Consider the following 20,450-nt stretch of genomic DNA (forward strand, 5'->3'; position numbering starts at 1 on the left):
ATCAGTAAAACAAGGGTCGCGTACGCCGAAAAAACCTTAACGCATGCCTCGACACCGGTGTGCGCAGGCGATCACCTCACGCACACACGCCGCCTCCGAAGGAGCGGCGCCAGGCACGCTGCGGGCCGCCCGCGCTGCGCGGGCGACTCGGCGCTTACTGGTTCTGCTGTTCGATCCGCCGCCAGCGCTGCACGTTGATATTGTGCTCGGCCAGCGTCTCGGCGAAGACATGCCCCCCGGTGCCGTCTGCCACGAAGAACAGGAAATCCGTCTCCGCCGGGTTCAGCGCCGCCTGGATCGCAGCGCGTCCCGGATTGGCGATGGGCGTCGGCGGCAGCGCGGGGATGACGTAGGTGTTGTAGGGCGTCGCCCGGGTCAACTCGCTGCGCCGCAGCCCGCGCCCCAACACGCCTTCGCCATTTGTCAGCCCGTAGATCACCGTGGGGTCGGTCTGCAGCCGCATCCCCTGATTCAGCCGGTTCACGAAGACACTGGAAACCCAGGGCCGTTCCTCGGCGACGGCGGTCTCCTTCTCGATGATCGAGGCAAGGATCAGTGCCTCGTAGGCATCGGCCAGCGGCAGACCGTCCATCCGTGCGCGCCAAGCCTCGGCAAGTATGCGTTCCTGAGCCTCGCGCATGCGCGTCAGCAGCCTCGCCCGGTCAGACCCGATCGGCACGTCGTAGCTGCCCGGTGCCAGCCAGCCCTCGTCCGGCACGCCGTCGATCGACCCGCTCAGGAAGGGCGCCTTGCGCAGGCTGTCGGCGATCTGCCAGCTTGTGACACCCTCGGCAACGGTCACCCGCGTGCGCGCAAAGCCCTGTTCGATGAGGCGCGACAGTTCGGCCGGCAAATCGGCCCCCAGCGCAACCTCCAGCACGTCGGCAAATTCTCCGGTGCCCGGGTCAAGCTCGCGCACACGGATATCCGCATCCGCCACGCCGATGCGCAGGTTGATGTCGCTGCCGCAGGTGCTCGCGCCGCCGCGCGTGACCAGATCGACGATGCTCTCCATGGAACTGCGCGGCGGGATCAGGAAGTTCCCCGCCTTCAGCTGGTCCGCCTTGTCGGTGTAATCCGCACCCACGCGCAGCAGCGCGGGCCGATCCACCGCGCCGCGTTCGGCCAACTCGTCCGATACACTTTGCATCGTGGCGCCGCGCGGCACGCTAAGGCACAGGGCCTCGGCCAGCGGACCGGGCGCGCGCCACATGTTCTGCGCCATCGTCACCGCCATCGCCGCGCCGATCAGCAGCACGATGAACAGCGTCAGCGCGTTCGAGGCGATGGACCGCCAGACCAGCATCAGGCCGCCACCTTCCCCATGATCAGGGTCGCGTTGGTGCCGCCAAAGCCGAAGCTGTTGGACAGCGCCACGTCGATCTTGCGCTCCCGCTTGGCATTGGGGGCAAGGTCCAGCGCACTCTGCACGTCGGGCGTATCAAGATTGATGGTCGGTGGCGCCACTTGGTCGCGCAGCGCGAGAATGCAGAAGATCGCCTCCACCGCGCCGGCCGCGCCCAGAAGATGGCCGATTGCCGACTTGGTGGAACTCATCGTCGCTTGCGACGCCGCATCGCCCAGCATCCGCTCGACCGCGCCCAGCTCGATCGTGTCCGCCATGGTGGAGGTGCCGTGCGCATTGATGTAGTCGACCGCCGACGGCGTCAGCCCGGCGCGCTTCAGCGCGGCACGCATCGCGCGTTCCCCGCCTTCGCCGGTCTCGGACGGGGCGGTGATGTGATAGGCATCACCCGACAGCCCGTAACCCAGCACCTCGGCATAGATTTTCGCGCCGCGCGCCACCGCATGTTCGTATTCCTCCAGCACGACGATGCCCGCGCCCTCGCCCATCACGAAGCCGTCCCGGTCCGCGTCATAGGGGCGGCTGGCCGCCTTGGGATCGTTGCCACGTTTGGTGGACAACGCCTTGCAGGCGTTGAATCCCGCGATCCCGATCTCGCAGATCGGGCTTTCAGCGCCGCCCGCGATCATCACGTCCGCATCGCCCCACTGGATCAGCCGCGCCGCGTCGCCGATGGCATGCGCGCCCGTCGAACAGGCCGTCACCACCGCGTGGTTCGGACCCTTGAATCCGTAGCGGATGCTGACCTGGCCTGAGATCAGGTTGATCAGCGCGCCGGGAATGAAGAACGGCGACACTCGGCGCGGCCCGCGTTCCTTCAGCAGAACCGCAGTGTCGGCGATGTTGCTCAGCCCGCCGATGCCGGAGCCGATCATCACGCCCGTACGTTCTAGGCTTTCGGTATCGGTCGGCGTCCAGCCCGCGTCCCGGACCGCCTGGTCCGCCGCAGCCAGCCCGTACAGGATGAAATCGTCGACCTTCCGGCGCTCCTTAGGCTCCATCCAGTCGTCCGGGTTGAAGGTGCCGTCGCTGCCGTCGCCCAGCGGGATTTCGCAAGCATAGGTTGTGGCAAGATGGCCCGCATCGAAGCGCGTGATCGGTCCCGCGCCGGACTCTCCGGCCAGCAGACGCTGCCAGGTCGGTTCCACCCCGCTGGCCAGCGGAGTGACCATTCCCAATCCTGTCACGACGACTCGGCGCATGTTCTGCCCTCAGACTTCCTGTTTTCGCTGACCCGCCTGATAGCGTGGCTTGGGGGCGCGGGGCAAGCGCAAGCCGCCGCCGACAGCCGTTGCGCAAACAAAAGCATATTAACTACTATGCCATTCCCGCCTCGCCTAGGCGAATGCGAAGCTGATAGTCTGAATGCCGAAGGTTTATGTCTTTTGACGGTAGATGACCAATTTTCAGGCATGGAGACGACGATGAACAGATTCACGGTTGCCGCTTTTCTGGCCTGCGTACTGGCCACGCCTCTGCCCGCACTTGCGGCGTCGCTCAGCCCGCTGGAGAACGATCTGTCCCTCGATACGATGCTGTCGGAAACGCCCGGCGCCGGCACCACGACTGCCACCCCGACCTCGCGCAGCGGCAAAGACGGGTCGGACTTCCAGTTCGTCGATGGCGAAGTGCTGACCGGCGACCCGCTGCGCGACATCCTGCCGGAAAACCAGTGGGCCAATCCCAAGGCCGCGAACGCGAACGGGCTGCTGCTACGCCGGTGACGGTACGCACGCCCTGAAGCGATCAGGCTTCCGGACGGACCTCTGACCCGACCCGCACAAGGCCCGGCGTTATCACCCGCGCAGTCCAGCCGCCGTGCCCGCGCATCGCGTTGTACCCGCCGGAGCCAAGCACCTCTTCCATCCGAGAGCAGGGCGCGCAGACCGTCGTGATCTCGATCACCGCGTCGCCCAGCCGGAGCGGCACGCCGCGCAGGGCCGTCAGGTTCAGCCCGGAAACGGCGATGTTGCGCCGAAGCAGCGCCGGGTCCAGCGCGTCGCGCCCCAGAAGCGCGGCGATCACCGCAAGATGTTCCGACTGGATCAGCGTCACAGACCGCCGGTTCGCCCGCGAATGGCGGTCGCCCTCCAGCCCGGTTTCGGCCAGCATCGCTGCGTCCGCGGTCTGCACCGGACCATGCCGTGCGGTGCGCAGGCCGATCCAGTCGATCCGGCCCGCCTGCGCATGACGCCCCATCAAGTCGGCAAGAACGCTCAGCCCTCCAGCTCCTCGACGACTACCAGTTCGCGCTCCGCCGCGCCCCTCGCATGGCCAAGCGCCTCCTGGTACAGGGCGGAATTGTAACACTCCACCGCAGCCTCGACGCTGGGAAAGCGCGCAACCACGTTGCGCGGCCGCTCCGGGCCCTCCAGCTGCACGCAGCGCCCGCCGCGCGCCAGGAACACGCCGCCATGCGCCGCGATCGCCTGTGTCGCAAGCGCCGCGTACTTCTTGTAGGGCTCCTCGTTCGTGACCGTCACATGCGCGATCCAGAGTGCCGTCATGCCTTCGCCTCCAGCAGGGCCTCTACCGCACCGATGGCGGCTTCGGCGTTCTCGGCAGACGGCCCGCCCGCCTGCGCCATGTCGGGACGGCCACCGCCGCCCTTGCCGCCCAGCGTCTCGGCTGCGGCACGGACCATGTCCACCGCCGAAAGACGCCCGGTCAGATCCTCGGTCACACCGGCCGCGATGGCCGCCTTGCCGCCGGCATCCGCGATCAGCAGCACCGCGCCCGATCCGATCTTCGCCTTGTGCGCGTCGATCAGCGGCGGCAGGTCCTTGCCGGTCACGCCGCTCAGGATCTGGCCGATGAAAGCCACCCCGCCAACCTGCCGGGCCTCGGCACCGCCGCCCGCGCCGCCGCCCATCGCCAATTCGCGCCGCAGGTCCGCCAGTTCGGCCTGAAGCGCGCGCCGTTCGTCCAGAAGCGCCTGAACCCGCGCAGGCACATCCGCCGCCTGCGCCTTCAACATCGCGGCAACACCGGCCAGCCGTTTGTCCTGCGCGGCAAGGTAATCGAATGCCGCAGCGCCGGTCAGCGCCTCGATCCGCCGCACCCCGGAAGACGACGCACTGTCGCCCAGCGTGACGAAGAGGCCGATATCACCGGTCTGGCGCACATGGGTGCCACCGCACAATTCCAGCGAATAGGTCGCCTTGTCCGTGCCCTTGCCGGAGCCATCCTCGCGGCCCATGGACACCACGCGCACCTCGTCGCCGTATTTCTCGCCGAACAGCGCCTGCGCGCCAAGCTCGCGCGCTTCGTCCGGGGTCATGATCCGCGTCTCGACCGGGGCATTCTGGCGGATATAGGCGTTCACCTCGCGCTCTACCCGGTCCAGTTCGTCAAGCGACATCGCCTTGGCGTGGCTGAAATCGAAGCGCAGCCGGTCCGGCGCATTGAGCGAGCCGCGCTGCGCGACGTGATCGCCCAGCGCCTTGCGCAACGCCTCGTGCAGAAGGTGGGTCGCCGAATGGTTCGCGCGGATCGCGCCGCGCCGCGCAGGGTCCACCGCCAGAACGGCGCCCTGGCCGGGGGCCAGCGTACCCTCCGTCACCTCTGCGAAATGGATGAACACGCCGTTGGTCTTGCGCGTGTCGGTGATCCGCGCCGCGCCCGTGTCGGTCTTCAGCATGCCGGTATCGCCGACCTGCCCCCCCGCCTCGGCATAGAACGGCGTCTGGTTCACGACGATCTGCACGCTGTCACCGGCGGCGGCCCCGTCCTGCGCGGCACCATCGGACACAAGCGCCAGGATCTGCCCCTCGGCGGTTTCGGTGTCGTAGCCGAGAAACTCGGTCGCACCGTGTTCCTCCGCAAGGTCGAACCAGATCGCCGCGTCCGCCGTCTCGCCCGAACCGGACCACGCCGCACGGGCCTGCGCCTTCTGCTCGGCCATCGCGGCATCGAATCCGGCCTGGTCGACACCGCGGCCCATCTCGCGCAGCGCGTCCTGCGTCAGGTCCAGCGGGAAGCCGTAAGTGTCGTACAGCTTGAATGCTGCCGTGCCCGGAAGGTCGCTGCCATCCGGTAGCTTGCCCAGTTCGTCCTCCAGCAGGCGCAGGCCGCGCTCCAGTGTCTGGCGGAAGCGCGTCTCCTCCAGCAGCAGGGTTTCCTGGATCAGCGCCTGCGCACGGCCAAGCTCGGGATAGGCGCCGCCCATCTTCGCCACCAGCGCGGGCACCAGCCGATGCATCAGCGGGTCCTGTGCCCCAAGCTGGTGGGCGTGGCGCATCGCGCGCCGCATGATCCGGCGCAGCACGTAGCCGCGCCCTTCGTTGCTGGGCATCACCCCGTCAGCGATGAGGAACGAGGTCGACCGAAGATGGTCCGCGATGACCCGGTGATGCACCTTGCCCGGGCCGTCAGGGTCCGCACTGGTTGCATGGGCCGACGCCTCGATCAGAGCGCGGAACAGGTCGGTGTCGTAGTTATCGTGCTTGCCCTGCAGCAGTGCGCCGATCCGCTCCAGCCCCATGCCTGTGTCGATCGACGGATTCGGCAGGTCGCTGCGCGTGCCGTCGGCGAAGTCCTCGAACTGCATGAAGACGAGGTTCCAGATCTCGATGAAGCGATCGCCGTCCTCATCGGGGCTTCCCGGCGGGCCGCCCCAGATGTGATCGCCGTGGTCATAGAAGATTTCGGTGCAGGGGCCGCAGGGGCCGGTCGCGCCCATCGACCAGAAGTTGTCATCGGTCGGAATGCGGATGATCCGCTCGTCCGGCAGGCCCGCCACCTTTTTCCAGATCTCCGCCGCGTCGTCGTCGGTGTGATAGACGGTCACAAGCAGGCGCGAGGCGTCGATGCCGAAATCACGGGTCAGCAGGTTCCAGGCAAAGGGGATCGCCTCGGATTTGAAGTAGTCGCCGAAGCTGAAATTGCCCAACATCTCGAAGAACGTGTGGTGGCGCGCGGTATAACCGACGTTGTCCAGATCGTTGTGCTTGCCTCCCGCGCGCACGCATTTCTGGCTGGTGACGGCGCGAGAATAATCGCGGTGCTCCAGCCCGGTGAAGACGTTCTTGAACTGCACCATGCCGGCATTGGTGAACATCAGCGTCGGATCGTTGCGCGGCACCAGGGGCGAGCTGTCCACCACCTCGTGCCCGTTTCGGCCGAAGTAATCCAGGAAGGTGCGGCGGATGTCGTTCAGGCTGGCCATGGCGTCCCGTGTGTTTGATGAAACCTTCCGTGCGGTGTAGCGGCGGCGCGGGCGGGTGTCCATAATAGGCGCAGCGCCGGGCGGCGGGGCACGAAAAAACCCCGGCACGTGGCCGGGGTTCTACGGATCACACTGCGGCAGACCGGGCGCCGGGGCGGCGCGCGGCCTTCGCCGACAGGTCAGCCGTCGACCACGTCGTCCTCGCCTTCGGCTCCGGGAAGAAGGTCGAATTCCAGCCCGTGGGCGGCGCGGATCTTGTCCTCGATCTCCAGAGCGGTGCGGGTGTTGGTCTTCAGGTAGGTCTTGGCGTTCTCCCGGCCTTGCCCGATGCGTTCGTCGCCGTAGGAAAACCACGACCCCGACTTCTCCACCACGCCGGCCTTCACGCCGAGATCCAGCAATTCGCCGGTCTTGGAAATGCCTTCGCCATACATGATGTCGAACTCCACCTGCTTGAACGGCGGCGCGACCTTGTTCTTGACGATCTTCACGCGCGTGGCGTTGCCGACGACCTCGTCCCGGTCCTTCACCGCGCCGATCCTCCGGATGTCGAGCCGAACCGAGGCATAGAATTTCAACGCGTTGCCGCCCGATGTCGTCTCGGGGCTGCCGAACATGACGCCGATCTTCATGCGGATCTGGTTGATGAAGATCACCATGCAGTTGCTGCGGCTGATGGAGGCGGTCAGCTTGCGCATCGCCTGGCTCATCAGGCGGGCCTGCGCACCGACCTGGTGCTCGCCCATGTCGCCTTCAAGCTCGGCCTTGGGCGTGAGCGCTGCGACGCTGTCGACCACGACCATGCTGACCGCGCCGGACCGAACCAGCGTGTCGGTGATCTCGAGCGCCTGCTCGCCGGTGTCGGGCTGGCTGATCAGCAACTCCTGGATGTCGACGCCGAGCTTGCGCGCGTATTGCGGGTCGAGCGCGTGCTCGGCATCCACGAAGGCGCACACGCCGCCCTTCTTCTGCTCCTCGGCGACGCAGTGCAGCGTCAGCGTGGTCTTGCCCGAGGATTCCGGGCCGTAGATCTCGATGATGCGGCCCTTCGGCAGCCCGCCAATCCCGAGCGCGATGTCGAGCCCGAGCGAGCCTGTCGAGGTCGCCTCGATCTCCTGCACGGCATTCTGGCCGAGCTTCATGATCGAGCCCTTGCCGAATTGCCGTTCGATCTGGGCCAGAGCCGAGTCCAGCGCCTTTTGCTTGTCCATTGTCCGTGATCCGCCGAGGTCGAGAAGGTTCGCCGATGCCATGTGTCCTGTCCTTATTTCATACCCGCTGGGGCGCAGCAATGCCGCCGTATGTTCTGCTCTTGTTCTTTCCTAGTTATGGATACAAAACAAGAACAAATCAAATCAAATGTGCCGGGTGAGCCTGCGGGCGGATCCGTTAACATGGCGTTACGGTAGGAATGACGGGATGGGGGATTGCCGGATCGTCAGTGGAACTGGCGCTGCACCGTCGTCGTGAGATCCTGAAGCGAGAACGGCTTGGGCAGAAAGACGGAGTTGGGGATTCGCGCCTGGTGGTCGCTCAGCGCATCCTCGGCATAGCCGGACACGAAGACGACGCGGGTGCCCGGGCGCGACTTGAGCGCTTCGCGAACCCAGCTTGGGCCGTCCATGCCCGGCATGACGACATCGGTGACGAAAACGTCCACCTCAAGAGCGGGGTCGGTCAACTGTTCCAGCGCCTCCTCGGCGTTTTCGGCCTCGATAACCGTATAGCCGCGCAACCTCAGCGCACGCGACGCGAAGGCCCGTACCGACGCCTCGTCCTCCACCAGAAGGATGACACCGTCGCCATGCGTCGGCTGCGGTTCGACGACCTCGGCCTGCGCCGACGCCGCCTCGGCATCACCGGCGGGCTTGGACGGGAAATAGAGCGTGAAGGTGGAGCCCTGTCCCGTCACGCTGTCGGCGAAGATGAATCCGCCGGTCTGCTTGACGATGCCATAGGCGGTGGACAGGCCCAGCCCGGTGCCTTCTCCCGTCTTCTTGGTGGTGTAGAAAGGTTCGAATATCTTCTGCAGGTTTTCCTCGGCGATGCCGCAGCCCTCGTCGTGCACTCGCACCACCGAATAGCTGCCCGGCGGGATCGCGGCACGGTTGCGCCGCAGTTCCGTCTCCAGCCGGACGCTGCTTGTCTCCACCGTGATCTCGCCGCCCGCGGGCATCGCGTCGCGCGCGTTCACCACGAGGTTCATGATCACCTGTTCGAGCTGGCGTTTGTCCACGCGGATCGGCGGCACCGCTTCCTCGTAGCGCACCGACAGACGCACGGTTTCGCCCACAAGGCGGCTGAGCAGATGCGTCAGGTCCGACAGCGCCTCGGTGAGATCGACGGTTTCCGGCTTGAGCGTCTGCTTGCGCGAGAAGGCCAGCAGCTGGCCGACAAGGCTGGCGGCCCGATTTGCGTTCTGATTGATCTGCACAAGATCGCCATAGGCCGGATCGCCTTCATCATGGCGCAGCAGCAAGAGGTCGCAATGCCCCGAGATCGCGGTGAGCAGATTGTTGAAATCATGCGCGACACCGCCGGCCAGCTGTCCGATCGCCTGCATCTTCTGGCTCTGGACGAACTGCGCTTCCAGTGTCTTGAGTTCGGTCGCATCGGTCAGGACTGCGAGCAGAATCGCCTCGCCCTGCTCTTCCAGCGGCTTGAGCGAGACCTGCACGAACCGGTCACCGCCATCGCCGCGCACCTGAAGGAATTCCGACCGCGACGGCGCGCTTCCCGAATGGGCGTCCTGCAACCAGTCGGTGATCGGCCGCCCGAGGCCCGACAGCCCTTCGCTGAGCCAGGTGCCCGTCGGCATATCGCGGCCAACAAGATCGCGGGCCCCCTGATTGCAGGCCAGTACGCGGCCATCCAACCCGACCTTGATCATCGGCACCGGGAGAGTGTCGAACAGCAATCGCGCGCTCGGCCCGCCCCCAAGGTCGGGCGGAAGGAAATAGACCTCACTACAGGGCGCGTCGTCGGCACCCAGGCAATGAAGCCGCAGCGTCACCGGCCCGCTTGCAGTGTCGATGCGCCGCACCTCGCCGGTTTCGAACCGCACTGTACCCAGAAGCCTGTCCATCGTGGCGGGCACCTCGCGCCCCAGCAGCGTTTCAAGCGCGGCATTGGCCGACAGGATCGCGCCATCCGGCCGCACCACAGCCATCGGCAGCGCGACGTCGCTGCGGCCGATATCCGTCCCGCCGACCACAAGGTTCTCGGCCCGCCAGAGGAACAGATTGTCGGGGTTGGCCACGACCGACACCCGCACATGACCGCGGTGGCTGACCCGTTCGGCCCGCGCACTGCCGCGCGCCCCGGCATCGTCCAGCAGGCCCCGCACCGTCTTGAGGGGGGTTGCGAAAAGACCGGCGAAGGAGGACGACACCAGCCCTCCGGGCACGAGGCCCAGCGTTTCGGCACCGGGTGCATTGCTGCCCAATACCCGGCCCGCGTCGTCGGTCAGCGCCATCGCCACGTCGTCGGCCGCCATCATCGCGTCCAACATCGCCAGACGCGCGCGCTTGCGCCGCCACAGCAGCAACCGTCGTCCGGCGACCACCGTCGCCGCGCCCAACGTTCCGCACCCGGATGCCAGCAAGGCAATCTGGAGTATCGGCGGCGTCCCCAGCAGCCCGGCCACAGTCAGCACGACGCCAAGCACCGCGACATGGCCTTCGTTCAGGGTCAGGAAGACCCGGGGGGGCGACGAGGGGCGACGCAGTTCCGCAGCGTGATCCATGCTTGCTCCAATAGCCAGTCCCAAACCGTCATAGGACAGGCCCGGTTAACCACGGATTAAGCCCGATTTCGCGCAGCATTCAACCCTGAGTAGTGTCGACATCCCGGCCCAGCAGCGCGAAGAAGAACCCGTCGCCCCCGTCCGCCGGTGTGAAACGATGTTGCGCTCGGCAAGTCCAGCCCGGCATCGCGGAAAGGAAGGCCGCGATCCGCTCCTCGTTCTCGCGCGCGAGCAACGAACAGGTGACATAGCACAGCGACCCGCCCTGCGCCACGTGGCCGCAGGCGGCAACGAGGATCTCGTCCTGAAGCGCCGTCAACTCGTCCAGCCGCGCCGGGTCGAGCGTCCATTTTCCCTGCGGATCGCGCCGCCACGACCCGCTGCCCGAGCAGGGGGCATCGACCAGCACCGTGTCGAACGGCGCCTCGGCGGCAAGCGCGTCCGGCGCGGCGCAATGCACCGCCAGCCCTGCCCGCGCCGCCCGCGCGGGCAGGTCGGCCATCCGCCGCGGAGCCGCGTCATGGGCGACGAAGTGCCCCTTCACCCGCGCCCCGATCGCGAGCGTCTTGCCGCCCCCGCCCGCACAATAATCCAGCAGCCGGCCGCCTTCGGGCAGCGGGACCAGGTCCGAAACCGCCTGCGAGGCCGCGTCCTGAAATTCGAGCGCACCCGACAGCACCGCCGGATCGGCCCGCAGTCGGCGCGCGCCGGTGACAACTTCGAGCGCCGTGGCCGATAGCGGGTGCCGCCGCGTGTCGGTTCCGGCGGCCGCAAGCTGCGCCTGCGCCTCGTCCACCGTGGTGCGGCGAGTGTTCACGCGCAGGTGCACCGGCGCGCGCTCGCGCAGCGCGGCCAGCGCTGCGGCGGCGTCCGCGCCCAGGCTGTCCTGAAGGTCGGGCCAGAGCCAGTCCGGGCAGTCCAGCGCCTCGGGCCCGTCCAGCGGCGCACGGCCTGCCTCGGCTTCCGCCTCGCTCAGGGGCGCCGGACCGTAGCCCACCCCATCGAACAGTAGGGCGGCGTCGTGCCCCGATTCCCGCGCCAGCCCGATCATCAGGCCGCGGCCGGTCTCGGCTCCGCCCAGCGCGGCCAGCGACCGGCGACGGCGGAGCGCGTCATAGACAAGATCCCGGATCGCCGCGCGGTCCTTTGACCCCGCGAAGCGGTGACCTCGCGCCCAGCCGGTCAGCGCCTTCTCGGCCGGGGCGCCGCCGAGGATGTCGTCCAGCAGGTCGGCTGCTGCGGCCACGCGCGCACCGGGGGTCACGGTCGGGCTTTCGGGGTATTGGGTCGTCTCATCTGTGCTGGCTTTCGCTTCGATCCGGGTTGCAACTGCCTAGCGCGGCGCGGGCGCCAAGGAAAGTCGACTTGCGGGACTCGCGTTGTCCGCGTTTCCGGGCATAGTGGTCGCAATCCCCCGCCCGGCCGGGCGGCGATCTTTCACATGCCCGCAGCCGTCCCAGACGAAAGGATCCCCATGCGCCGCCCGATCCGACCCGCCCTGCCCGCGCTTCTCATGTTCCTGGCAGCCTGGCCGGGCGCCGGACAGGCCCAGCAGGCCGGGCAGGCCGCGCCGCGTGTCACCGTCGCCGCCGCCATCACCGAGGACGTGGTGCAGGACGCCAGCTTCATCGCGCGGGTCGAAGCGACCGACACAGTCGATCTGATCGCGCGCGTCACCGGCTTCGTGCGGGCCGTGGGCGTGCGGGACGGGGCAGAGGTCGCCGAGGGCGATCTGCTGTTCGAGATCGAGAGCGAGCAATACGCGGCCGTGGTCGCCGCGCGCCGCGCCGACCTTGCACAGGCCGAGGCGAACCAGACGCTGGCCGAAGTCGAACTGGACCGTCGCCGCGAACTGGTGGCGCGGCAGGCGGTGGCGCAGTCGGAACTGGACGTGGCGCAGGCCAACCAGCAGGTCGCCGCAGCCGCCGTGCGTGCGGCCGAGGCCGCGCTGGCCCAGGCCGAACTGGACCTTGGCTACACCCGGATCACCGCGCCCTTTGCGGGCCGCATCGGCCGGATCGGCGCAAGCCCCGGCGAACTGGTCGGCCCGACCAGCGGCGCGCTGGCGACCCTTGTGCGCGAAGCGCCGGTTTTCGTCAGCTTCGCGCTTGGCGAGCGGCAGCTTTTCGACGTGATGCAGGCCGCGCTGGCGGCGGGCGGCAGCATCGGCGCGCCGCAGGACCGGATCGACGTGACGCTGCGCCTGCCCAACGGCACCGAATATGGCGAGACCGGCACTATCGCCTTCGGCGACAACCGGGTGGACCCGGCCACGGGCACGCTGGCGGTTCGGGCCGAATTCGCCAATGCCGACAGGCTGCTGGTGGATGGCGCCTTCGTCACCGCACGGCTGGCCCAGCAAGACCCGGTGCCGATGCTGACCATCCCGCAGGCGGCGGTGCAGCGCGACCAGCGCGGCAGTTTCGTGCTTGTCGTCGGCGCGGAGCAGACGGTGGAACAGCGCTATGTCGCAACCGGGCGCACAATCGGTGCTTCGGTGGCGGTGACGGAAGGCCTGCGCGAGGGCGAGACGGTGATCGTGGAGGGGTTGCAGCGCGTGCGGCCCGGCGTGCCGGTCGAAGCGGTTCTGGCCGGCACGTCCGTCGGCGACGGGAACTAAGCCCATGTTCTCGGCGATCTTCATCAGCAAGCCGAAGATGGCGATGGTCATCTCGCTCGTGCTCAGTATCCTCGGCATGATCGGCTATACCGCGCTTCCGGTCGAACAGTTTCCCAACATCACCCCGCCCGTCGTGTCGGTTACCGCGACCTATACCGGCGCCAATTCCGAAACGGTGGAAACCAGCGTCGCCGCCCCGATCGAGGCGCAGGTGAATGGCGTGGACGACATGATCTACATGTCGTCGGACAGCACCGACACGGGCAGCTATTCGCTGAACGTGACCTTCGCCGTGGGCACCGATCCCGACATCGCCGCCGTGAACGTGCAGAACCGGGTGGCGCAGGCCATGGCGGCGCTGCCCAGCGAAGTCACGGACAGGGGCGTGGTCACACAGAAGGCGGCCACGAACATGCTGCTGGTGGTCGTGCTGGACAGCCCGAACGGCACATATGACGAAGTGTTCCTGTCCAACTATGCCTCCATCAACCTGAGCGACGCGTTAAGCCGCGTTGCGGGCGTGGGCCGCGCCGATGTGATGACGGACTTCGCCTATGCCATGCGGATCTGGATGGACCCCGAACGCCTTGCCAGCCTCGGGCTCACGCCGAACGACCTGGTCGCGGCGATCCGCGACCAGAACCTGGAGGTGTCGGCCGGACAGATCGGCGCGCCGCCGGTGCCGGGCGACCAGCAGTTCCAGTACACGATCACCGCAAAGGGCCGTCTGACCAGCGCGGCCGAGTTCGAGAACATCGTGGTGCGCAGTGGGGCGGGCGGCGCGCTGGTGCGGATCGGCGACGTGGCGCGGGTCGAGCTTGGCTCCAGCGCCTATGGCGCGTCGGGACGCTTCAGCGGCGGACCCGCGACGGTTCTGGCTGTCTACCAGGCGCCGGGGGCCAATGCGCTCGACGTGGCCGACGGCGTTCGGGACGAACTCGAGCGCCTTTCGGCGGTGTTTCCCGACGACATGCGCTACAACGTGCCGTTCGATAGCACAGACTTCGTGGAACAGTCGCTGGACGATGTGGTCGAGACACTGGTGATCGCCTTCGTGCTGGTGATCTCGGTCGTGTTCCTCTTCCTGGGAAGCTGGCGCGCGACCATCGTGCCGGCCGTGGCGATCCCGGTCTCGCTGATCGGCAGCTTCGCGGTGCTGATGGCGCTTGGGATGTCGCTGAACACAATCTCGCTCTTTGCGCTGGTGCTCGCCATCGGGATCGTGGTCGATGACGCGATCATCGTGGTCGAAAACGTGGAAAGCATCATGGCCCGCGAGGGGCTGCCCCCGGCCGAGGCGACGCGCAAGGCGATGACGCAGATCACCGGCCCTGTGATCGCCACGACGCTGGTGCTGCTGGCGGTCTTTGTGCCGGTGCTGTTCATGCCCGGCATCTCGGGGCGGCTGTTCTCGCAATTCGCGATCACCATCTCGGCGGCGGTCGTGATCTCGTCGATCAACGCACTGACGCTGTCGCCCGCGCTGTGCGCGTTGCTGCTGCGCCCGCGCCCCGCGGCGCTGACAGGCCCGTTGGCCGTGTTCGAACGCGGCATCGACACGGTGCGCGGCGGATATGTGAGCCTCGTACGGCGCATTGCCCGCGTCTCGGCGCTGAGCCTTGTGGCGGTGGCCGGGATCGTGCTGGCGATGGTGGTGCTCATGGGCCGCACGCCCGCGGGCTTCCTGCCGCTGGAGGACAACGGGTATCTCTTCGTGGACGTGCAACTGCCGGACGCGGCCTCGCTGGCGCGGACCGAAGCGATCTCGGACCGGGTCGAGGCGCGGATCCTCGGGATCGAGGGTGTGTCGGACACGGTTCTGGTGAACGGGTTCAGCATGCTCAGCGGGGCGGGATCGAACGGCGCGATGATCATCGTGACACTCGACCCTTGGGACACGCGCCAGACACCGCAGACCAGCGCCGACGGCATCCTCGCACAGATCCGCGGCATCGCCGGGGCCGAAGCCGCGGCCAGCGTGCTGGCATTCAATCCGCCACCGATCTCGGGCCTCGGGATGAGTGCCGGGGTCGAAATGAAGGTGCAGCAGACAGGCGGCGGCAGCGCGCAGGATCTGGCATCGGGAGTGGGCAGCCTTGTCTACGCGGCCAACCAGCAGCCGGAGATTGCGCAGGCATATTCCACGTTCCGTGCGAACGTGCCGAAATACTTCGTCGATCTGGACCGCGACAAGGCGCAGTCGCTGGACGTGGCGGTGCGCGACGTGTTCGGCGCGCTGCAGGCCTACATGGGGTCGTACTACGTCAACGACTTCAATCTTTTCGGTCGCGTCTACCGGGTCATGCTTCAGGCCGACGGCGACTATCGCAACGCGGTGGACGACATCTCCGCGCTGCATGTGCGCTCGGCGGGCGGCGCGATGGTGCCTCTGGGCACGCTGGTGGACGTGGACGAGGTGCTCGGCCCGGTGCTGCTGAACCGCTACAACATGTTCCGTTCGGCCACGGTGACGGCGGTGCCCGCGCCGGGTTTCGCCACCGGCGACGCGATCCGCGTGCTGGCCGAGCAATCGCGGACGGCGCTGCCGCCGGGCTATGCCTATGAATGGACCGGGACCGCGCAGCAGCAACTTGAAGCCGGCGGAACCGTGCAGATCATCCTCGGGCTGGCGGTGTTGTTCGGCTATCTTTTCCTTGTCGCGCAGTACGAAAGCTGGACGATGCCGCTGGCGATCTTCATGTCGGTCACCGTGGCGCTGCTGGGCGCGGTGCTGTCGGTCTGGATCGTCGGCAGCGACATCAATCTCTATACCCAGATCGGGATGATCATGCTGATCGGGCTGGGAGCGAAGAACGCGATCCTGATCGTGGAGTTCGCGATGGAACGGCGCGCCGCAGGACTGAACCGGATCGAGGCCGGGCTCGAGGGCGCAGGTCAGCGCTTCCGCGCGGTGATGATGACCGCGCTCTCGTTCCTTCTGGGCGTGGTGCCGCTGCTCACCGCATCGGGCGCTGGCGCGGCAAGCCAACGCGCGCTTGGCGTCGCGGTTTTCGGCGGGATGCTGGCTGCGACGGTGGTCGGCCTGGTGCTGGTTCCGCTGCTCTACATGGTGATGCAGGGCCTGCGCGAACGGATCAAGGGGCAGCCCGAAACGGCGAGCTGACAGAATCGCCACAGCCGCACGCGCGCCGCGTCATGCCGCGGTGCCGCATGTCCCGGCGGCGCCCGGTCCCGACGTTTTCCATGCCGCTGCGGCACCCCGTCACCGTGTGCGCAAACGTTCGCGCTAACGTGTCACGTTTTGCGCTAACACATTCTGTTTACTCCGATTTCTGCTTTCCGGACAGTGTATGCACAGGTACACAGCGCGCAACCCCGCACGGTCGCCCCTCAGCAGGAGAGTTCCATGACGATCACGATTGGTATCAACGGATTTGGCCGGATCGGCCGGTGCACCCTCGCCCATATCGCCGAAAGCGGCCGCAACGACGTGCAGGTCGTCAAGCTGAACGCGACCGGGCCGATCGAGACGAACGCGCATCTGCTCAAATACGACAGCGTGCATGGCCGCTTCGCCGGGCAGGTCCGGGTCGACGGAAACACGATGGACCTCGGGCGCGGCCCGATGGAGGTGTTCTCCACCTACGATCCGCAGGATCTTGACTGGTCCGGCGTCGACGTGGTGCTGGAATGCACCGGCAAGTTCAACGACCGCGATGCCGCCGCCGTGCATCTGGACCGCGGTGCCAAGCGGGTGCTGGTCTCGGCCCCGGCCAAGCGCGCCGACAAGACGATCGTCTACGGCGTGAACCACCGCGAACTGCTGGCCGACCACCATGTCGTGTCGAACGGATCCTGCACCACGAACTGCCTCGCGCCACTGGCGAAGGTGCTGAACGACGCCATCGGCATCGAAAGCGGGATCATGACCACCATCCACAGCTACACCGGCGACCAGCCGACGCTGGACCGGCGCCACAAGGACCTGTACCGCGCGCGGGCCGCCGCGATGGCGATGATCCCGACCTCCACGGGCGCCGCGAAAGCCCTGAAAGAGGTTCTGCCAGAGCTTGAAGGCAAGCTGGACGGGACCGCGCTGCGCGTGCCCACGCCGAACGTGTCGGCTGTGGACCTGACCTTCCGGGCCGGCAAGGACGTGACCGTAGAGAACGTGAACGAGGTGGTGCGCGAAGCCGCGCAAGGACACATGGGCGCCGTTCTGTCCTATGACCCGGAACCGAAGGTATCCATCGACTTCAACCACACGACCCATTCTTCGATCTTTGCGCCGGACCAGACCACGGTGGTCGGCGGGCGCATGGTGCGGGTGCTGGCCTGGTATGACAACGAATGGGGCTTCTCGTGCCGCATGGCCGACGTGGCCGGCGCGATGGGTCGCCTTCTGCACTGACAGGCCGGGGGAGAGACAGTTTCCAAATCGACAGCGAACGAGGCGCCGAGCAAACAAACCGGCGCCTCGCCGCACCTCGCGGGCCCTGCGCGCGGCGTATCAACCGCAACCGGGCGAAATCAGGTCTGGCAAGTGGCGGCGTTACGGTCGCGGCCGTGTTCAATCCGACCACGTCCGCCCATCGCGGCTTCCGCAAGGTGAAAACCCGTGCTCGGCCTCTGAGGAACCACCCCAACGGCGGTCGAAGCTGATCCGGCGTTCCCGGAGGGTCGGCGTCAGGCGGCTGGGCCACAAGCGCCTTGTGTAGCGCGAAATCCGGTTCGATCCGGAAATGGCCATGCCGGGCCCAATCCATGGCGGCGGACGAAGCTGCCGCAACGCCGCTATTCCGACACACCTTGCAACGAAGGGAAGTAGCAAGGGCCGGACGCCGACCGTTTGGCATGGCGCTCCACCAGACGTCCGGCTGCGTGGTAGAGGCTCGTTGCTGCGGGTCGGCCTGACCTGCACGGCGCCTTGTACATCGCACAAGCCAAGATGCGTGCCCGGCCCACAGGCGCTCGGGGCAAGCTTTCAGGAAGATGGCGGTCATGCCTCCGCTCCCGCCACGTATGACTGCCACGCCGCAGTCGACAACCATCGCCGGTGCCGACACGTACAAGACGACCTGCGGTCCCGTCGAAACCATCGGAAGAGCCTTGCGGCGACAACGGGGCGGGCATCAGCGCCTGAGCCATGCGGGACTGAGGTCGGCATACGTCAACGCGAAGGGGCAGCGCCTTGTGGCGCAGGTGTGCCACGGCTCGTGCGCGATCTTTTCGGGCCCGCATGGCGCTGCCGCACGGCACAACTGCGCCGAAATACCTACCCATGTCGCCGAGCGACGGGGTCATAAGGGGAAAACCCAAATCCAACCCGATGTGCGAAACACGAAAAAGCAAGATTTCGGTATGGTGCCGCAGGGGAGGATTGAACTCCCGACCTCACCCTTACCAAGGGTGCGCTCTACCACTGAGCTACTGCGGCGATGCCGGTGACCGGCTGGCGTGGCAGGGCTGATAGACGCAAAGCGCAGGCCGCGCAAGGCCCCAGCGCCCGGCTTTCGGGGATTTTTCTGAACCCTCCGCGCGGGCGGCGGCGCGCCGCTTGCCGCGCGATGGGCACCGCGCCCGCTGGACCGGCGCACGGGCCTGCGTTAGGGAAGTGCGCATGACCGACGATACGCCCGAAAAACCCGGCACACCCGCCCAGCGCAGCGACCGCGGCCGCCCCGATCAGGCCGCAAGGTCGAACGCGACCGACCGTGATGCCCGCCTGAAGGCCGCGCTGCGCGCCAACTTGGCCCGGCGCAAGGCGCAGACCCGCGCGCGCCGTGCCGCCACCGACCCCGAGGACTGAACACATGGACAAGATCGTCGTGCATGGCGGCGCCGAACTGTCGGGCTCCATCCCGATCGCCGGCGCGAAGAACGCCTGCCTCGCCCTGATGCCCGCGACGCTGCTGTCGGACGAGCCGCTTACGCTGACCAACGCGCCGCGCCTGTCCGATATCGCGACGATGGGCGAACTGCTCGCCTCTCTCGGAGTGGAAGTGTCGCGGATGCAGGACGGCAAGGTCGTCGCGCTGTCCAGCCACGCGCTGACCAGCCACGTCGCCGACTACGAGATCGTGCGCAAGATGCGCGCCTCGAACCTCGTGCTGGGCCCGCTGCTGGCACGCGCGGGGCGCGCAGTGGTGTCGCTGCCGGGCGGTTGTGCCATCGGCGCACGCCCGATGGACATCCATGTCACCGCGCTCGAGGCGCTTGGCGCCACGATTGAGCTGCGCGACGGCTACCTGCATGCCGAGGCTCCCGGCGGGCTGAAAGGCGCGCGCGTCGCCATGCGCTTCCCGTCGGTCGGCGCGACCGAGAACACGCTGATGGCAGCGGTGCTGGCCAAGGGCACCACGGTGATCGAGAACGCCGCGCGCGAGCCCGAGATCGTGGACCTGGCGCAGTGTCTGACCGCGATGGGCGCGCATATCGAAGGCGCGGGCGGGCCGGCCATCACGATCGAAGGCGTGGACCGGCTGCACGGCGCGACCCATGCCGTTGTGCCCGACCGCATAGAGCTTGGCACCTACATGCTTGCGCCGGCCATCGCGGGCGGCTCGGTCAACCTCGTTGGGGGGCGGCTGGGTCTGCTGACCGCGTTCTGCGAGAAGCTGGAGGCCGCCGGCGTAGAGATCACCGAAACCGATGACGGGCTGCGCGTCACCCGCCGCAACGGGCGGGTCAGCGCCGTCGATGTCGTGACCGAGGTATTCCCCGGCTTCCCCACCGACCTGCAGGCGCAGATGATGGCGCTTATGTGCACCGCCGAAGGCACCAGCGTGCTGGAGGAGCGGATCTTCGAAAACCGCTTCATGCATGCGCCCGAACTGGTGCGGATGGGCGCGCAGATCGACGTGCAGGGGGGCGTCGCCACCGTCACCGGCGTCGACCGGCTGCGCGGCGCGCCGGTCATGGCGACCGACCTCAGGGCCAGCGTCTCGCTCATCCTTGCAGGCCTCGCCGCCGAAGGCGAGACGGTCGTGAACCGGGTCTATCACCTCGATCGCGGCTACGAACGTGTGGAGCAGAAACTCGGCGCCTGTGGCGCGCGGATCGAAAGGGTGCGCGGATGACGGAAGATGCCCGCTTCGAAGACGGGGCCGAACGACCGCTTCGGCTGGTCGCGCAGACCGCGGACGACGTGCCGGTGATCTCGGCACTGGTGCAGGACGCGGTGTTCCCCGCATCGGAAATGACATGGGACCGCGGCGCGCGGCGCTTCGCGCTGCTGCTCAACCGCTTCCGCTGGGAGGATCGCGCCCGCGCCGAACGGCAGGGCCGCGCCTATGAACGGGTCCAATCGTTGCTCGTCGTCGGCGATGTTCTGTCCGTCGCGTCGTCCGGGGTGGACCGGCGCGACGATGCACTGGTCGTGTCGCTGCTGTCGGTGACCTTTACCCCCGGCGCGGATGGCAGCGGCGAGGTTCTGCTGACAATGGCAGGGGACGGAGCGATCCGGCTGACGGTGGAGTGCATCGATCTTGCCCTGCGCGACGTCACCCGCCCCTACCGGGCACCATCGGGCAAGGCGCCGGGGCACGACATCTGAACCCGCGCGGCGGCCAGAGCGGCAAACCGTCCCTTG

Annotated in this window: 15 protein-coding genes and 1 tRNA gene; 7 read left to right on the top strand and 9 right to left on the bottom strand. The window is 67.5% G+C overall.

What is annotated here, in order from left to right:
- Positions 1 to 154 precede the first annotated feature (154 nt).
- Together mltG and fabF are read right to left on the bottom strand one after the other, a co-directional pair.
- Positions 155 to 1,306, bottom strand: a complete 1,152-nt coding sequence (gene mltG, locus DKT77_RS08975) for an endolytic transglycosylase MltG (RefSeq protein WP_109811363.1) — start codon at positions 1,304 to 1,306, stop codon at positions 155 to 157.
- Positions 1,306 to 2,568, bottom strand: coding sequence for a beta-ketoacyl-ACP synthase II (gene fabF / locus DKT77_RS08980; RefSeq protein WP_109811364.1), 1,263 nt, complete (start codon positions 2,566 to 2,568; stop codon positions 1,306 to 1,308). The genes mltG and fabF overlap by 1 nt, the downstream gene beginning before the upstream one ends.
- A 222-nt stretch (positions 2,569 to 2,790) precedes the next feature.
- Here fabF and DKT77_RS08985 point away from each other — a divergent pair, with 222 nt between their 5' ends.
- On the top strand, positions 2,791 to 3,090 hold the full coding sequence (locus DKT77_RS08985; RefSeq protein ID WP_146204983.1) for a hypothetical protein: 300 nt from the start codon (positions 2,791 to 2,793) through the stop codon (positions 3,088 to 3,090).
- A gap of 22 nt (positions 3,091 to 3,112) precedes the next feature.
- Here DKT77_RS08985 and DKT77_RS08990 read toward each other — a convergent pair whose 3' ends face one another.
- The 6 genes from DKT77_RS08990 to DKT77_RS09015 all read right to left on the bottom strand — a co-directional run bounded on the left by DKT77_RS08990 (position 3,113) and on the right by DKT77_RS09015 (position 11,542).
- Positions 3,113 to 3,565, bottom strand: a complete 453-nt coding sequence (locus DKT77_RS08990; RefSeq protein WP_109811366.1) for an MOSC domain-containing protein — start codon at positions 3,563 to 3,565, stop codon at positions 3,113 to 3,115.
- A gap of 17 nt (positions 3,566 to 3,582) precedes the next feature.
- Positions 3,583 to 3,873: a DUF1330 domain-containing protein gene (locus DKT77_RS08995; protein ID WP_109811367.1), complete on the bottom strand. Its 291-nt coding sequence runs from the start codon at positions 3,871 to 3,873 to the stop codon at positions 3,583 to 3,585.
- Positions 3,870 to 6,533 carry an alanine--tRNA ligase gene (alaS, locus tag DKT77_RS09000; protein ID WP_109811368.1) on the bottom strand — a complete coding sequence of 888 codons (2,664 nt, stop codon included), beginning with the start codon at positions 6,531 to 6,533 and terminating at the stop codon, positions 3,870 to 3,872. The genes DKT77_RS08995 and alaS overlap by 4 nt, the downstream gene beginning before the upstream one ends.
- Positions 6,534 to 6,712: 179 nt before the next feature.
- On the bottom strand, positions 6,713 to 7,786 hold the full coding sequence (gene recA, locus DKT77_RS09005; RefSeq protein ID WP_109811369.1) for a recombinase RecA: 1,074 nt from the start codon (positions 7,784 to 7,786) through the stop codon (positions 6,713 to 6,715).
- 185 nt (positions 7,787 to 7,971) lie between these two features.
- On the bottom strand, positions 7,972 to 10,278 hold the full coding sequence (locus DKT77_RS09010) for an ATP-binding response regulator (protein WP_109811370.1): 2,307 nt from the start codon (positions 10,276 to 10,278) through the stop codon (positions 7,972 to 7,974).
- Between the two features lie 79 nt (positions 10,279 to 10,357).
- Entirely contained in the window at positions 10,358 to 11,542 is a 1,185-nt protein-coding gene (locus DKT77_RS09015; protein ID WP_109811371.1) for an RsmB/NOP family class I SAM-dependent RNA methyltransferase, read from the bottom strand.
- A gap of 210 nt (positions 11,543 to 11,752) precedes the next feature.
- Here DKT77_RS09015 and DKT77_RS09020 point away from each other — a divergent pair, with 210 nt between their 5' ends.
- The 3 genes from DKT77_RS09020 (at position 11,753) to gap (ending at position 17,270) form a co-directional block, all read left to right on the top strand.
- Positions 11,753 to 12,898 (top strand): efflux RND transporter periplasmic adaptor subunit, encoded by a 1,146-nt coding sequence (locus DKT77_RS09020; RefSeq protein ID WP_238547766.1) that lies wholly within the window; start codon positions 11,753 to 11,755, stop codon positions 12,896 to 12,898.
- 4 nt (positions 12,899 to 12,902) lie between these two features.
- A complete protein-coding gene (locus tag DKT77_RS09025) occupies positions 12,903 to 16,022 on the top strand; it encodes an efflux RND transporter permease subunit (protein ID WP_109811372.1) in 3,120 nt (1,039 codons plus the stop codon).
- Positions 16,023 to 16,265: 243 nt separating this feature from the next.
- Entirely contained in the window at positions 16,266 to 17,270 is a 1,005-nt protein-coding gene (gene gap / locus DKT77_RS09030) for a type I glyceraldehyde-3-phosphate dehydrogenase (RefSeq protein WP_109811373.1), read from the top strand.
- A 951-nt stretch (positions 17,271 to 18,221) separates the two neighbouring features.
- On the opposite strand, the gene DKT77_RS09035 is transcribed toward gap, so the two are convergent.
- Positions 18,222 to 18,296: transfer RNA gene (locus tag DKT77_RS09035), tRNA-Thr, on the bottom strand.
- A gap of 183 nt (positions 18,297 to 18,479) precedes the next feature.
- On the opposite strand from DKT77_RS09035, the gene DKT77_RS09040 reads away from it, so the two are divergent.
- Genes DKT77_RS09040 through DKT77_RS09050 form a run of 3 tightly spaced genes read left to right on the top strand, consistent with a single transcriptional unit; the run spans position 18,480 to position 20,414 of the window.
- The gene (locus tag DKT77_RS09040; protein WP_109811374.1) at positions 18,480 to 18,668 is read left to right on the top strand and encodes a hypothetical protein; all 189 of its coding nucleotides are present in this window, start codon (positions 18,480 to 18,482) and stop codon (positions 18,666 to 18,668) included.
- A 4-nt stretch (positions 18,669 to 18,672) separates the two neighbouring features.
- Entirely contained in the window at positions 18,673 to 19,938 is a 1,266-nt protein-coding gene (murA, locus tag DKT77_RS09045) for a UDP-N-acetylglucosamine 1-carboxyvinyltransferase (protein ID WP_109811375.1), read from the top strand.
- The gene (locus DKT77_RS09050; protein WP_109811376.1) at positions 19,935 to 20,414 is read left to right on the top strand and encodes a DUF2948 family protein; all 480 of its coding nucleotides are present in this window, start codon (positions 19,935 to 19,937) and stop codon (positions 20,412 to 20,414) included. Before murA ends, DKT77_RS09050 begins: the two co-directional genes overlap by 4 nt.
- Positions 20,415 to 20,450 lie beyond the last annotated feature (36 nt).

The organism is Meridianimarinicoccus roseus, from assembly GCF_003172915.1.
Lineage (GTDB): Bacteria > Pseudomonadota > Alphaproteobacteria > Rhodobacterales > Rhodobacteraceae > Meridianimarinicoccus > Meridianimarinicoccus roseus.

Coding starts and splice junctions, on each gene's coding strand:
- murA (WP_109811375.1), top strand. CDS start 18,673: ATGGACAAGATCGTCGTGCATGGCGGCGCCGAACTGTCGGGCTCCATC.
- DKT77_RS09010 (WP_109811370.1), bottom strand. CDS start 10,278: ATGGATCACGCTGCGGAACTGCGTCGCCCCTCGTCGCCCCCCCGGGTC.
- DKT77_RS09040 (WP_109811374.1), top strand. CDS start 18,480: ATGACCGACGATACGCCCGAAAAACCCGGCACACCCGCCCAGCGCAGC.
- mltG (WP_109811363.1), bottom strand. CDS start 1,306: ATGCTGGTCTGGCGGTCCATCGCCTCGAACGCGCTGACGCTGTTCATC.
- DKT77_RS08990 (WP_109811366.1), bottom strand. CDS start 3,565: ATGGGGCGTCATGCGCAGGCGGGCCGGATCGACTGGATCGGCCTGCGC.
- fabF (WP_109811364.1), bottom strand. CDS start 2,568: ATGCGCCGAGTCGTCGTGACAGGATTGGGAATGGTCACTCCGCTGGCC.
- recA (WP_109811369.1), bottom strand. CDS start 7,786: ATGGCATCGGCGAACCTTCTCGACCTCGGCGGATCACGGACAATGGAC.
- DKT77_RS09025 (WP_109811372.1), top strand. CDS start 12,903: ATGTTCTCGGCGATCTTCATCAGCAAGCCGAAGATGGCGATGGTCATC.
- DKT77_RS09020 (WP_238547766.1), top strand. CDS start 11,753: ATGCGCCGCCCGATCCGACCCGCCCTGCCCGCGCTTCTCATGTTCCTG.
- alaS (WP_109811368.1), bottom strand. CDS start 6,533: ATGGCCAGCCTGAACGACATCCGCCGCACCTTCCTGGATTACTTCGGC.
- gap (WP_109811373.1), top strand. CDS start 16,266: ATGACGATCACGATTGGTATCAACGGATTTGGCCGGATCGGCCGGTGC.
- DKT77_RS08995 (WP_109811367.1), bottom strand. CDS start 3,873: ATGACGGCACTCTGGATCGCGCATGTGACGGTCACGAACGAGGAGCCC.
- DKT77_RS08985 (WP_146204983.1), top strand. CDS start 2,791: ATGAACAGATTCACGGTTGCCGCTTTTCTGGCCTGCGTACTGGCCACG.
- DKT77_RS09050 (WP_109811376.1), top strand. CDS start 19,935: ATGACGGAAGATGCCCGCTTCGAAGACGGGGCCGAACGACCGCTTCGG.